Here is a 14,669-nt window from a genome sequence, read left to right on the forward strand (position 1 = left end):
TAAGAGGTCGACCGCCTTCCAGCAAATTGAAACCGGCCATGCTGGCGCTGCCATTCACGGTAATATCCGGGCCATCGCCTTTCACCGCAGACTGCAAATCCAGATCCAGCTGACCGCTAGCCACTTTCAGCGGCGCTTCACGCTCCAGCCAGGGCGACAACGGCGCCAACGGCAGCCCGGCCAGCGCTGCCTTGGCGGTCACCGACAACGGCGCCAACTGGCCCTCACCGGAGTGCGTCAACGCGCCTTGCTCCTGAATCTGGGCCTTGCCCTCCCAGGTAAAGGTGGCTTCTTCACCCAGGATGAGATTCTTCAGCGTGAATTCACCCTCGGTCAGGCTCACCGTTTGCGGCGGATTCAAGGTACGGTCAGTGAAGCGGAACGTATTGCCATCCACTTTCAGCGTTCCCAGATTCGTCACCCAAACCGTTTCGGCCTCTTTAATTCGATCGGCCGCTTCCTGCGCTTTTTCCTTCACTTCCTGTTTGCGCTGCTCCGCTTCTTCCGGGTCCACCGGCAGGAACAAGGTGGCGAGATCCAGCCCGTCGGCAGCCAGGACCGCATTCACTTCAGGCTGGCTGAGGCTCACCTCCGGCAAGGTGATTTCCTGCTTCTCGCTGTCCACGGCAATTCCCGTCACGGTCAACGCTGGCACGCTGACACTGGGCACCTCTTCACCGGGTTTCTGAATCTGCAATGCACGCAAGGTCAGCTCACCATTGCTCACTACCACCCGGGTGCCCGGCTCCGTGGTGAACAGGTAATCTGTCTGCAGATCCAGTTCACCGGATGGCACGGTAAAACGCACCTCGTCACGGGCCAGTTTTGCCAGTGACACCAGGTCCACTTTCTCAATACTCAAGCGGCCCTGGGCCAGAAAGGGCGAGAATTCAAAGCGCCCATCCCAATCGAATGCACCGCCATCCGGCCCCTCCAAGCGAATGGCATAACCGTTCTGGTTTTCCCCTTTCGCGACAGTGGAAAAATTGGTCACCGTAAAAGCAACCGGCAGCACCAATTGATGAGGTTCCTTGCCCGCCGCTTCGGTGTAGCGCAAATCACCATTGGTCAGGGCCAATGCACCCACAGAAATATTGGGCAATGCGCCATCGTCCTCCGCAGCTGGCTCAGGCTCGACGTCATCGGCACTGTCCGCTAATTGCGCCTCTATATGCGCAATCACATCGTCAAAGTTGAAAACAGAACCCGGATTGCGCTGGGCACGCACCGTCAAACCATCAAGATCCACCTGCCTGAAGTGCCAACTCCAGCGAAACAGCGACGACATTTCGAAATTCACATAAAGCTGGTTGAGCCCCAACAGGACATCAGTTTGTTCATCGTTGATGGTGAACCCGTTCACCGTGGCACTCAACGCCAGTGGATTGATCTTCACCTCGCTGATCACCACTTCACGGCCGGTCAACTCGGCCAGCGCATCGCGGGCATTGTCACGCACCAGACCGGGAGCAACAAAAAAGCCCAGCAGTACGTATAACAGATAGAGGCTGACCAGAATGAACAGTGTCTTGATCTTCCAGCTACTGCGCTTCCATGCCTGTGTGACTTTCACGCCCGTCCCCTCTCACTGATGCCGCTGATGTTGAAATCCTGACGCCATGGTAGCAGTTGGGCCGGGCCGTGGCGCCCCAAAACCCATTGCAGCGCTCCCCCGGCTGTGGAGAATGTGGCCATTGATTTCAGGAGCCCGCCCCATGAGTAATAACTACCTGCTGAACATGTACGAAAAAGCCTTGAAGCTGCCCGCCGGTCGCAAGCTTTTCTCCATGGTCTTCAGCCGCAAAGCACCGTACTTCGCGACTATCACGCCCACTATCTCTGAATTGCGTCCGAATTTCTGTGAGGTTACGTTTAAGAAACGCAAAGGGGTGGAAAACCACATCCAGACCGTCCACGTCATCGCCATCTGCAACGCACTGGAGTGCGCCATGGGCGCCATGGCCGAAGCCTCCGTGCCCAAGCACCTGCGCTGGATCCCCAAAGGTATGAACGTGAACTACACCGCCAAGGCCACTACCGATATCACCGCCACCGCCGAAGCCAGCCCGGAAGACTGGAAGCCCGGTAACCTGCCTGTGACGGTAAAAGCCATGCGCGATGACGGCACCGTGGTGGTCGAAGGCACCATCAACCTGTGGATTAGCGAAAAGCCGCAGAAGTAAGGCCAGCGCCCTTCCTGTCCCCGGTCACAACCCGGCTTCTCTCGACCTGGCTTCACCCTTCCTGCCGTTGCGGTACACTGGAGCCGGGATAGAAGGGGACAAGAATAATGCTAATCGTACCAATTGGTGACAAGGACAGTCGCCGCACCACACCGTGGGTCTGCATTCTGCTGATCCTGATCAACACCCTCATTTACGCCTGGACCACCCACCGTGATTACCAGCGTGACGAACCACTGACAGCAGAACAGGAAAGCCGGCTGGCAGACCATGAGGCCTCCCTGCTGCTGCAATGGTTGATGCACAAGGACAGCAACCGCTACGCCGATGCCATCGCCATGGATAGCCGTGGCCCGGATCTAATGTGGTCATTCGGCTGGTATGACAGGGAATTCGCACTCTATGTGCAGCAGCAGTGGCAACAACAGCCTCCCCCTACTCAATGGCGGAACCTGCGGCAGAAGCTGGATAGCTGGCTGGCTGACGACTCCACCATGCGATGGGGGCTGATCCCCAATGAAATGAGCCTCACCACCCTGCTAAGCTCTCAGTTCATGCACGGCAGCTGGTTTCATCTGCTCGGCAATATGCTGTTTCTGATTGTCTTCGGCATCGCCATGGAGCGCCACTGGGGCAGCCTGCGCTTCATCGGCGCGTACTTGATCAGCGGCGTTGGCGCCGCCTTGCTGTTTATTGCCAAAGACCCACACAGTGGTATCCCGCTGGTCGGTGCCTCCGGCGCTATCTCCGGGCTTATGGGGTTATTTGTCGGCACCTACCGTCTGCAGCGGCTGGAGTTTTTCTACAGTCTGGGTTTTTTATTCGGCAGTTTCCGCGCACCGGCATTGGTGCTATTCCCGGTCTGGCTGGGCTGGGAGCTGGTGCAAGCCGCCACCGCCCAGACCAACGTGGCCTATATGGCCCACGCTGGCGGGCTACTCACCGGCCTGGCAATTGCATTTTGCCTGCCCTATACCCGGCCCCAAAAGGCAGCATCTGACACCCATAAGGGCGCCGCCCGAGATACGCTTCGTCAGGCTCCCGTGCCCAGGCTGAGCCAACAACTGGCCGAGCAACTACGCTTCTCTGACGCTCAGGCACACTGTCGCCAACAACTGAACAGCACCCCCACCAGCTTGCCCCAATGGTGCTTTTTCCTGGAAATGGGGGCGCGCGTTCAGCAATTGCCTGGCGCCATGATGGAGAGCATCAAGGCGCTGCGCGAACAGCCCGGCAGTGACGCCCTGCTTGGTCAGGTGTGGAAGGAATTTGAAACACTGGGCGGCCAGGTCCATACCTTGCCGGCGCCCTATCAATTACTGCTGGCGGAGCTGGCCTGGCGACAGAAACAGCGTCACAAGGCCACCGCTATTTTAACAGCCCTGCAAGCCAGCGACTGGCAACATCCCCGCCTGGAAGCCCTTAGCCAGAAGCTTGCAAACGCTTGAACATGGACTGTGTTTGCTGCCCCGTCTGGCTGTTGAACTGTTCGGGAAACCGGCGGGACACAAACTGCAGCAACTTTCCCGCACGGACCAGATCAGCCTGGTGTTCCAGATATAACTGCGCCAGCAATACATAAGCATCCCCAAGCTGGCGAAAATCCGGCGCGCGCTGGTGCAGATTCATCAATACATGCTGGGCGTCTTTCAAGCGGCCACGTTCGTGCAGCGCACGGGCCAGCGACAGGCACAATGCGGGGTCGTCATCAAAACGAAAACCCGGCCGCTGTTGAAGCGCTTCCAGCCAGATTTGCACCGCAGACCCTTCCATGCCACGACTCAACTGCTGACGTAAAAACCGCACCAGATGCTGCTCCCAGGGTTTCTCCTTTTTCAGCAAATGCAGTAACCGCAACCGCCGCCAGTTCAGATCCTGATGGAGCGGTGCACTGGCAAGCCCCCGGTTTACTCCCTTGAGCGCATCCTCAAAGCGGCCTTCCTGCGCATACACATGGGCAGCACCGATGGACTCCGCCACTTCGAAATCATCCGCTGACAGGGAGCGCCCGCGTGGCTCATCCCAGGCCAACCCCAGAGCACGCGCTTTCTCGTTCAACAGCGCGCCCATCATGGCCGCCGCCACAAGCGTGGTGTACACAGAAAAACAGGTGCCCAGAAACATGAACAAGACAGGGGCGTTGCCAGTTTCCAGGATCGACGGGGCAGCAGTGACCGCCATTACCGCAAACCACAGCAATAAATAGGAAACACCAACGGTCACAATCAGTTGCAACCAACGCAGCGGATTCAGGGCAGCACCCAATGAGTGGCTTACGGCCAGGATCATCAGCGCAGCAGGCAATACCAGCGCGGCCAGCGCCAATAGCCCCATCCCCAGCACCACCGAAGAAGGCATTAACAGGACCGGCCCCACAAACAGCACCACCATTAATGCAATCTGCTTTAACAACAATCCGCCTTCCGACATCACGTCCAAAGGTGAAGGCGGTTGCCATTCGTCAGCTGCCACAGCGGCAATCACAAAAAGCGCATAGACGGTTAGCATCAAGCTAAGAAACAGCAGCAACAGACCGGTCAGCAACCCCATGGGCAGCACGCTGGCCGCGCCCACGGCCAGGATCAGCCACACGGCTGGCGGCTTGAAACCATAACGCAGAATATCACCGGAGCGCTGCCAGAAAGGCGTACCGGGTTCACCGTCGCCCTGCCACTCCAGACTCTGGCTGCACAACAGACAACGGGGCTGACCCGCCTTGAAATTGTCTTCCCCTCCGGGCACACATTGCCCGCAATAAAACGTGCTACAACCAGAGCAGCGCCAGCTGCCCGGCCGCTCACGGTGATACCCACACACTTCCATGTTTCCCCCACTTCCTGTTTTTTAGCAATCCTTATTGAAACGACACAGAACCCATAAACGTTGCCGCCGCTCTTGCAGCTTTAATGATCAGGTCCTGTTGTTGCAATCCACTGCGTTTCAGCGGTTTGAAATCATGATCGCCACTGGGTAGCCAGTGTAATTGCACCCGCTCCGGCAGGCCATAACCTGCCACCTCGTCCGGTTTACCAAAGGGGTCCCGCTCGCCCTGGCAGACCAGCATGGGGGCCGTCAGCGCCGGCAAGTGATCAATGCGGGTTTTCTCCGGTTTCCCGGGCGGATGAAAGGGGTAGCCCAGCGCAATTACGCCAGCCACATCCAGCGCGGCCACACCATTGCCCTCAGCGGCCAGCATGGAGGCCATGCGTCCGCCCATGGATTTGCCGCCGATCCACAGTGGCAGCGCGCCATCGGGAGTCTCAGACAATTCAGCCGCCAGTGCCCGGGCTTCTCTGACACGCTCGGCAAACGCCGCCAGCAACTTGGGTGCGCGGTCCGGCGGGAATTGTCGTTGCTCCTCACGACGGCGCTGCATGTAGGGAAACTCAAAGCGCAACACCGCCACGGAATGCGACGCCAACGCTGCGGCCATGGTGTTCATGAAATCGCTGTCCATCGCAGCACCGGCACCATGTGCCAGCAGCAACACTGCAACAGGCTTCTCTGCCCGATCATAGAGACAATCCACACCAAACCGTTCAGCCATACCGGCGCTCCCTGGCAAAGAGTTATAACGCGGCCTGCAACGCTCGTAGCTGGGTACGCAGTGCATCCCCGAACTCCACCTGAAACACATCCAGCGGGGGCGCCTTGATCACGCTGGCCACCACCGGTGCCGGTTGACTCACCGCCCAGCAACCTATCACCGATTGCTGCACCTGCATCAGGAAACGTATGGCCTGATCTCCCTCCAGGGCAAAGTCGCGCTGCAAGCGTGCGGCCAGCTGCGCAAAGCATGCCAGCAGGGCCTGCTTGAATTCCCGTGCCTGTGATTCATCCAGATTGTGTTCCAGCACGGTATGCAGAATAGAGGTCAACCGGCAGAACAATGGGCGGGCAATCAGTAACTCACTGATTGCTGCCCAGGCCGGCCCCTCCTGCGGTAGAGGCGCCTCAACCATGGCATCCAGTTCACTCAGATAGAGCGCCAGAAACAGCGCTTCTTTAGAAGGGAAATACCGGTACAACGCTGCCTTGGTCACACCGGACTGGCGGGCGATAGCCGCCAGGCTGATGGCCGCGAACCGCTGCTCGGCAAAAAACAGGGCCGCTGCCTCCAGAATTTGTGCGCGCCGCTCCGCCTTCTGTTCCGGGGAACGGGCACGTTGAAAAGGACAAGAATTCACGCTTGTAACAATCCAGCCAGTCGGCGGGTAATCATACGGGGCGAGAGCTTGCCGAGCCACACCATCAACAGGTTCTTCAGGCCAGGAATCACAATTGCGCGGTGGCGTCCGGCCAGCGCCTTGCTAACCACCGCTTCGGTGGTCATGGTGCCTGCCTTGAAGAGCAAGGTGTTGGTCATGTTGGCTTCCTGGGCAAACTCGGACGCGGTGGCACCGGGGCAAAGCGCACTCACCGCCACGCCCTCTTTTTTCAGCTCTTCATGCAGGCCTTCCGAAAACGACAGCACAAACGCTTTGGAGGCGTAATAGATACTCATGTTCGGGCCGGCCTGGAACGCCGCAGTGGACGCCACATTAATCACAAAAGCATCTCTGGCCGTTTTCAGCTGTGGCATCAACCGCCAGGTCAGATCCACCAGTGCGGTCACATTCACCTGTATCATATCCAGCTGACGCTGCAGTGGCAGATCGGAAAAATCGCCCCGGTCGCCAAAGCCGGCATTGTTGATCAAGCCGGTCAGTTCCACCTTCTGGGCAGCCATATCCGCTACCAGTTTTTCTGCCGCACCGGCCTGGGCCAGGTCGGAGGCGATACACATGACCTCCAAGTTATGGCGCTGGCGCAACTCACTGGCCAATGTTTCCAATCGATCCAGCCGCCGCGCCGCCAGCACCAGGTTGTACCCCTGGGTGGCCAACTGGCGAGCAAACTCCTCACCAATACCGGCGCTGGCACCGGTAATCAATACCGCTTTCATCGGACTCTCCTGTCAGGCACACCGGAAGCGGGCGCACCGTCAATGCAAATTAGTAACCATTGGTCACTAAAGTAAAGGAAAGATCGACAAAGCTAAATAACCCGGAGTTACTAAACAGCCCCCCACAGACTCAGCTGCCCATGGGGCCCGGGTGGCACAAAGCCGCCCGTGTCCAGATCCAGCGACTCCCTATCCACCAGCCCGGCACTGCGGCAGGCGGAGTCAAAACGCTGACGCAACAGATGCGCCCAGGCACCCTGCCCGCTCTGACGTTGGTGCCAGCGACTGTCATAAATGGCGCCGCCATGCAGATCGCGCATTACCGACATGACCTTCTCGGCCCGATCCGGGTAATGGTCTGCGAGCCATTCCTGCCACAGCGGCCCCACTTCATGGGGTAAGCGCAGCACCACATAACCTGCCTGCTGGGCGCCTGCCATGGCCACCTGATGCACAATGTCTTCCAGCTCATGGTCATTAATGAAGGGAATCACCGGCGCGACCAGCACCGTTACCGGCACGCCGGCACGGCTGAGTTCGCGAATTACTTTCAGCCGCTCCTTGCCGCCGCTGGCACGGGGCTCCAATTCGCCTTTCAGGCGGTTATCCAGCGTGGTGACCGAAACCGCCACCGAGGCACGCCCGGCCCGAGCCATGGGCGCAATCAGGTCCAGGTCCCGCAGTACCATAGTGCTTTTGGTAATCAGGCTGAAGGGGTGCTGGCAATCTACCAACACCTGCAACAGCTCGCGGGTAATGCGCCGCTCTCGCTCAATGGGCTGGTAAGGGTCGGTGACCGTGCCAAGCACAATGGGACGGCAGCGGTAAGACGGTTTGCGAAGGCTGTCGCGAAGCACCTCCGCGGCATTGTCCTTGCAGAAAATCTCGCTCTCGAAATCCTGACCGGGTGATAAGTCCACATAGGCATGGTTGGGACGGGCATAGCAATAGATGCAACCATGTTCGCAGCCCCGATAGGGATTGATACTTTGCTCGAAGGGCAGGTCCGGACTGCGGTTGGTCATGATGATGCTGCTGGCTTTTTCGCGATGATAGCGAGTAGGCCGGCTCACCGGAGGGCTATCCGATTCACAATGGCTGACGGCAAAACGGCCAGGTAGCTGGCTCAGGGTGCCCCGGTTCGCTGCGCGCATAAACTTCACCTCCGCGTATACTGTCTTTTTGTACAGTATACGCGGAGGCCAGCCAACTCAAGTGCATTCCGTGTGGTACCGACTTCTGCGACTTACAAACTTCGCAGTTTACGCAACTCCCGTACCCCCACCGCCAGCGTCATGAAGTCGTGGGGGCCATCTGCCTGCAAGGTTTGTAAACGGTGAATGCCGAAGGCCACCTTGCGACGGGATTTTTCTTCCCAGGCGGCAAAGCGCGCGGCGGCGGTATCGCCATCGTACTCCAACACCTTGGCGGCCACTTGCCGGTGCAGGCGGTAGGAATCCTCACGCAGGTTGGCACGAGCCAGCGCTTGCCAGCGATCCTGCACAGACAGATCCAGAATCGACGACAGCAGCCACAGAATCTGCAGCTTGTCGCCCACCAGAAAGTACACTTCCGCCGCCAGCTTCAGCGGCACCTGGGCTAGCGAAGCAAGCTCGACAATATCCGGGGCAGACCCCAGCACCATGGTGTTGGCCAACAGTTTGGCTTCTTTCTCGGGCACGCCATCGTCTTTCATGCCCTCCACGGCCTGATCCCATTCCTGCCGATAACTGCCCGGCAGTGCTTCCGGCAACATGCTCTCCAGTTCGGCAATGGCCTTGCGGTAGCGAGCCACCGCTTCTGCCACCGGACGCCGCCCCCACTTGTAATGAATCAACCAGGTGGTCACGTGCTTCATCAAGCCGATCACCCGGCCATAAAGCCGTAGCTGCACCTGGCTGTCCACGCGCCCGTCCAGGCCATCCACCGGCGCCCAATACAGGTCGCCATCGAACACCGCATGGGCCATGGCGTAGGCCTTCACCAAACGGTGCAACGACAAGCCATGCTCATCCGCATACCGATGAACAAAGGCAAACCCCATCCGGTTGACCACCGCGTTGGCCAGCACCGTGGCAATCAACTCCCGGCGCAGGCCATGGTTGAGCAGATCATCGCCGAAGGATTCCACCAGTTCCTGCGGAAAGTAGTGCAGCACGTCCTGATCAAAGAAAGCATCATCGGGAACGTCCGACGTCAGCAAGGCATCGAACAGCGCATTCTTGGTATAGGACAACAACACCGACAATTCCGGCCGGGTCAGCCCTTTGCCGCGGGTGCGACGTTCGCTCAGTGATTCGTCATCCGGCAGGTATTCCACCGTGCGCACCAGCATGGCCTGGCGCTCCAGCGTACGCAGGTGGTTGGCGTGCTCATCCAGCCGCGATGCGGCGTTATATTCCAGCAGGCTTAGCGCCAGGCTCTGCACGTAATTATCGCGCAGTACCGCATCAGCCACATCGTCGGTCATGCGCACCAGCAAGGGGTCGCGGGTATCGCGATCCAGCCGCCCGTCACGCAAACGCTGGTTAAGCGGAATCTTGATATTCACTTCCCGGTCAGAGCTGTGCACACCGCCGGAGTTATCAATGGCGTCGGTATTGATCCGCCCACCATTGAGCGCAAATTCAATGCGCCCCAGTTGCGTGAGCCCCAGGTTACCGCCCTCACCCACGACCTGGCAGCGCAGTTCCTTGCCGTTCACGCGGATGGCGTCATTGGCCCGGTCGCCGACCTGGGCATGGCTTTCGTTGCTGCCTTTTACATAGGTGCCGATACCGCCGTTCCAGAGCAGTTCCACCGGCGCCTTGAGAATCGCCATGATCAATTCGGCCGGGGTCAGTGTCCGTTCACTGATACCCAGCGCCTGGCAGGCCAGCTCACTGAGCTCGATGCTCTTGGCGCTGCGCGACCAGACACCGCCGCCCTCGGACATGGCCTCGCGGTCGAAATCATCCCAGGTGGCGCCCCTGGTGGTGAACAGGCGCTGGCGCTCGGCAAAGGAGGCCGCCGGGTCCGGGTTTGGGTCAATAAAGATGTGCAGGTGATTGAAGGCCGCGACTAATTGAATCTGGTCCGACAACAGCATGCCGTTGCCAAACACATCGCCGCCCATGTCGCCGATCCCCACCACGGTAAACGGCTGCGTCTGGATATCCTTGTCCTGTTCCCGGAAGTGACGCTTGACGCTTTCCCACGCGCCCCGTGCCGTAATCCCCATTTGCTTGTGGTCGTAACCGGCACTGCCGCCAGAGGCAAACGCATCGCCCAGCCAGAAGCCGTATTCATCGGCCAGGCCATTGGCAATATCCGAGAAGGTCGCGGTGCCCTTGTCCGCCGCCACTACCAGGTAGGGATCATCCCCGTCGTGGCGGACCACCTGCTCCGGCGCCACAATCGCGTCGCCTTCGCGATTGTCGGTGATGTCCAGCAGGCCACGGATGAACTCCTTGTAGCAGGCAATACCTTGCTGTTGCCACGCCTCCCGGTCACCCGGCGTACCGCCTTTCACCACAAAACCGCCCTTGGCCCCCACCGGCACAATGATGGCGTTCTTGACCATTTGCGCCTTGACCAGGCCCAGCACCTCGGTGCGGAAATCCTCGCGCCGGTCGGACCAGCGCAGGCCGCCACGGGCCACCGGCCCACCGCGCAAGTGAATGCCTTCCATGGTGGGCGAATACACAAAGGTTTCGTACATGGGTAATGGCGGCGGCAACTCCGACACTTTCTTCGGATCGAGCTTCAGGCTGACATAGGCTTTGTCGTGGCCGCCCGCATCCTGCTGATAGAAGTTGGTACGCAGGCCGGCACGCACCACACTCAGGAACGCCCGTAGCACGCGGTCCGCATCCAGGGACGCTACGCCATCGAGTTCATGATCCAGGTTCTGTGCCAGTTTCAGCCCTTCATTATCACGACGGCTGTCAGTCAACTGCGGGTCAAAGCGGGTTTCGAAAAGCTGCACCAGCAAACGGGCAATGCGCGCATGTTCCGCCAGCAACTCTTCCATGTAGTTCTGCGAATACGGCAAGCCGGTTTGAATCAGGTATTTGGTCAGGGTGCGCAGGCACACCACCTGGCGGGCATTCAGGCCCGCCAGCAACACCAGTCGATTCAGGCCGTCATTTTCCGTATGGCCATTCCAGCATTGCAGGAAGGCATCTTCGAAGTAGCGTTTCTGCTGGGCCGGCCCCAGGGAACACTCCCCGTGGACCTGCACGTCGAAAACCTGAATCCAGCGGGGTTCGCCATCACGGGGCGTCACCCGGGTGGGGTTCTGGCGCACCACCCGCAAACCGAAATTTTCCAGTGCCGGCAGCACATCGGACAAACCAATGGGATTATTCAGGCTATAAAGACGCAGGCTGGTCGGGCATGCCGCGCCATCAGCATCGGTAATGGCCAGGCTGGGCAGCACCGGTTGGGCGGCAGACAACTGCGTCAGGTATTGCAGGTCGGCGGCGGCTTCCACGGCACTGTGTGCTTCCCGGTAACCCAAGGGAAAGGCGTCACCGTAACGCAGGGCCAGGGCAGCCCCGTCATCGGCCCGGCTGCCCACCTTGTCGCCCTGCTCATCCTGGTAGCCACTTTCGCGCAACACTTCCCGTAACTGGTCCGACCAGGAGCGGGTAATTTCAATCAGCCGTTGCTCCACCTGGCTGTCGGTCATGGCCAGCTGTGTGCCTTGGGGAATACGCACAATGCAGTGAATCCGGGCCAGCCCTTCGCGGAGGAAATCCACGGTGCGTTCCACGGAGCGACCGTTGCACAGCGTCATCAGTTCGGCGGTGACCTTGTCGCGCAATTCCCGGGAGTAGCGTTCGCGGCTCAGGTAAATCATGCACGAATAAAAACGCCCATAGCGGTCCCGGCGCATGAATACCCGCAGATGATGACGATCACGCAGAGCGCGAATGCCCATGCAGATGTCGTACAGCTCTTCCTCGCTACACTGGAACAGCTCATCGCGGGGAAGCTGGTAAATGATATCGCGCAGATGCTTGCCGGAATGCGAGCGTTCCGGCAACCGGGAACGATCCAGCACGTAATTCACCTTGCGGCGAATCAGAGGAATGTCCCGGGGACGATTGATGTAGGCATCCAGGGAAAACAGCCCGATATAGCGGTCGGTGCCTTCCACCGAACCATCAGCGGCCAGGCGTTTCACGGACACCACATCCATGTAGTGCGGATGATGAATGGGTGAACGCACATTGGCTTTGGTCACGACCACCAGACGACCATGGCGGATGTATTTGGCCATTTCCTCATGGGGCGCAATAAATTCATCCGCGTTGGCGTAAGGGCTGCCGGGGCGCGCCAGACCAAGGCCGGCCTCGTCCACCAGATGCAGCTGCATGCCACCGTCCACCGTTTTCGCTTCGGAGCGGGCATATCCCAGAAAGGTAAAGTGATCTTCGGACAACCATTCGATAAAGCCGGTGGCTTCCTGTAACTCCTGCTGATCCCGCTCCGGGTAACTGGCCGACAGGTTGCTGCGGGTCGCTTCCAGGTTGTCGAGCATGGGCTCGAAGTCGTCCACCACCACGCGTAAATCACCCAACACGCGCTCGAGAATGTCCTGCAGGCGGGCATAATCCTCGTCGTCTGCCAACGGTTCGAATTCCACGTAGATCATGGACTCCGCCGGCTGCTCGCCATCACCCACCCCCGTGACCTGGGTCAGGTGACCATGGGCATCGCGTCGCACCTGAATGACCGGGTGCACGGTCCAGTCGATGGCGGTGCCGGCATCGCGCACGGCCATGGCAACCGAATCCACCAGAAAGGGGACGTCATCGGTAACGGTGCGCAACGCGGCAAGGCCGCCGGGGCGACAGGGAGGCTTCAGGTGAATCAGGGTTTCGCCGGGGTGGCGCTGGTGCGCCATCAGCCAATGCTGCTGGGCGATATGGAAGAGTTGTTCCGGCGGCCGGGCCGTCAACGCGGCCAGACTGCTCATTTCATAATAGGCAGCGAGAAAACTGCGAAACAGAGACTGGTGGTCAGCACCGATGTGGGCAGTGACCTGCCCTTCCAGCTGGGCCTGCAACAGTGCCTGGCGTTGAGCGATGTCATCCTGCATCGAAACCTCCGGCGTCCTTGTGACTCTGCAAAGTTACACTGCACAGTTACTACGCAAAACCGGATCACGTGAGCGGTCACGCTCTCCGGGCTTTCACCAGGCCGGCCGGGCACGCCCCGCAGGCCCTTTCGCTCACTCTATACCGGTGGCCGCGATCAATACCAGTCTGCTATTTCAATCATCAAATCATTCCAGCGGGACAACAGGATGACAACACGGAAAAGTTTCGCAGGATAAGGGAAAGGAGTGGAGCTCAGTGGGGGTGGATGGAGCTTAATCCAGGGTGGCGCAGTCTTTCGCGGGCATCGCATCAATCCACTGGCGCACCAGTGCGACCGCATCGTGGTCTGCCAGGCTGCGGCCCAGCGGCGGCATCATATCCTTGGCATTATCGGTATGGCGCTGGGCACCCAGCCGGAACGGCAACACCGAGTCAGCCGCGTTGCCGGGCACGATATCGTAGGTGAGGCCCAACGGCCCCCCGTAATACCCCTGCGCCCGGTTGCAGATGCCATAGAGGTAATCGGTAGGATCTCGCCACATTTCCAGCCGCAGGCCCGACAGCGCGCCGCTGCCCACATCGCTGTGACAGTGGCTGCAGTTGGTATCCAGGTAGGAGCGCACACGCAGGGCCAGCGGTTCGTCGGTGTCTTGCCAATCCACGGCGCGGGGCCAGCTTGCCGGGGCTGGCGCATCAGCCAGCATGCCGTTGTCCTGCCAGTAAACCAGCTGGTTTTTGGTTCCACCGGCATAGGGAAAATCATGATTCAACTGACGAGCCGTTGTGCCCAGCGGGGTCATCACTTCATTGTCAGTGCGGCCCTGGTGACACTTGCGGCAAGTCAGCACATCGGGGATCTGGTAGCGGAAATCCTGCTGCACACCGTCGACCATGACATAGGTGTCGATTACCTTGCCGGTCCGTGCCAGCGTGGCATCCTGGCCATCCGCTTGCCACTGATACGGCAACCCCACCCAGCCGGAGGCCCGGTGGATCAACAGGCGGGTTTCCATCAGGCGGTCATCGCCCCCGGCAGCGCTGACCGGCAAGGCGAAGGTTTTCGCCATCACGGTGCCCACCGGGAATACCAGCCCAAAAGTGTCACGGTATTGTGCCGCGCTCCCCTCGGGCAGAAAAACAAACCGATACTTGGTGGCGTGATCACTAAAAAGGCCACTGGCCGGGGCAAATGGTAGCCCCGGCCCAGTGGGGCCCACACGAGGATCACGGCCATCAGAAAACAGTTGATACTGGGACAGGCGTGGGCAATTCACTTCTGCCAGCGCCTGCCAGTTCGGCCCGTTGCTGTCGGCAAGACAGCGCGGGTCGGTAGTATCCGGCTCGGGCTCCGGCGTGGTGGCGGCCGTATCACTACCGCCACCACTGCCACCACAAGCCGTCAGCAGCAATAACAAGAGGCAATACAGCCCGTTTCTTGCTTTCACTGCATCG

The 14,669-nt window shown here is 59.5% G+C and carries 10 protein-coding genes; 2 read left to right on the top strand and 8 right to left on the bottom strand.

Annotated features, from left to right (window positions below):
- A partial coding sequence (locus A3730_RS16550; RefSeq protein WP_156501229.1) for a DUF748 domain-containing protein occupies positions 1 to 1,573 on the bottom strand: 1,573 nt, incomplete at its 3' end.
- Between the two features lie 142 nt (positions 1,574 to 1,715).
- Between A3730_RS16550 and A3730_RS16555 the strand changes: the two genes are divergently transcribed.
- Both A3730_RS16555 and A3730_RS16560 read left to right on the top strand, forming a co-directional pair.
- Positions 1,716 to 2,183 carry a hotdog fold domain-containing protein gene (locus A3730_RS16555; protein WP_063520433.1) on the top strand — a complete coding sequence of 156 codons (468 nt, stop codon included), beginning with the start codon at positions 1,716 to 1,718 and terminating at the stop codon, positions 2,181 to 2,183.
- Between the two features lie 107 nt (positions 2,184 to 2,290).
- The gene (locus tag A3730_RS16560) at positions 2,291 to 3,631 is read left to right on the top strand and encodes a rhomboid family intramembrane serine protease (protein ID WP_063538476.1); all 1,341 of its coding nucleotides are present in this window, start codon (positions 2,291 to 2,293) and stop codon (positions 3,629 to 3,631) included.
- Here A3730_RS16560 and A3730_RS16565 read toward each other — a convergent pair.
- The 7 genes from A3730_RS16565 to A3730_RS16595 form a co-directional block, all read right to left on the bottom strand.
- A complete protein-coding gene (locus tag A3730_RS16565; RefSeq protein WP_156497071.1) occupies positions 3,606 to 4,925 on the bottom strand; it encodes a hypothetical protein in 1,320 nt (439 codons plus the stop codon). The genes A3730_RS16560 and A3730_RS16565 overlap by 26 nt on opposite strands.
- A gap of 112 nt (positions 4,926 to 5,037) precedes the next feature.
- Positions 5,038 to 5,730, bottom strand: coding sequence for an alpha/beta family hydrolase (locus tag A3730_RS16570; RefSeq protein WP_063538478.1), 693 nt, complete (start codon positions 5,728 to 5,730; stop codon positions 5,038 to 5,040).
- A gap of 22 nt (positions 5,731 to 5,752) precedes the next feature.
- Positions 5,753 to 6,370: a TetR/AcrR family transcriptional regulator gene (locus A3730_RS16575; RefSeq protein ID WP_063521385.1), complete on the bottom strand. Its 618-nt coding sequence runs from the start codon at positions 6,368 to 6,370 to the stop codon at positions 5,753 to 5,755.
- Entirely contained in the window at positions 6,367 to 7,128 is a 762-nt protein-coding gene (locus A3730_RS16580) for an SDR family oxidoreductase (RefSeq protein ID WP_063538480.1), read from the bottom strand. Before A3730_RS16580 ends, A3730_RS16575 begins: the two co-directional genes overlap by 4 nt.
- Positions 7,129 to 7,238: 110 nt before the next feature.
- Complete coding sequence (locus A3730_RS16585; RefSeq protein ID WP_063519814.1) at positions 7,239 to 8,282, bottom strand: PA0069 family radical SAM protein; 1,044 nt, start codon at positions 8,280 to 8,282, stop codon at positions 7,239 to 7,241.
- A 92-nt stretch (positions 8,283 to 8,374) separates the two neighbouring features.
- On the bottom strand, positions 8,375 to 13,216 hold the full coding sequence (locus tag A3730_RS16590) for an NAD-glutamate dehydrogenase (RefSeq protein ID WP_063538482.1): 4,842 nt from the start codon (positions 13,214 to 13,216) through the stop codon (positions 8,375 to 8,377).
- Positions 13,217 to 13,489: 273 nt separating this feature from the next.
- On the bottom strand, positions 13,490 to 14,662 hold the full coding sequence (locus A3730_RS16595) for an SO2930 family diheme c-type cytochrome (protein ID WP_063520615.1): 1,173 nt from the start codon (positions 14,660 to 14,662) through the stop codon (positions 13,490 to 13,492).
- Between the last annotated feature and the right edge of the window lie 7 nt (positions 14,663 to 14,669).

It is taken from the genome of Alcanivorax sp. HI0044 (assembly GCF_001634945.1).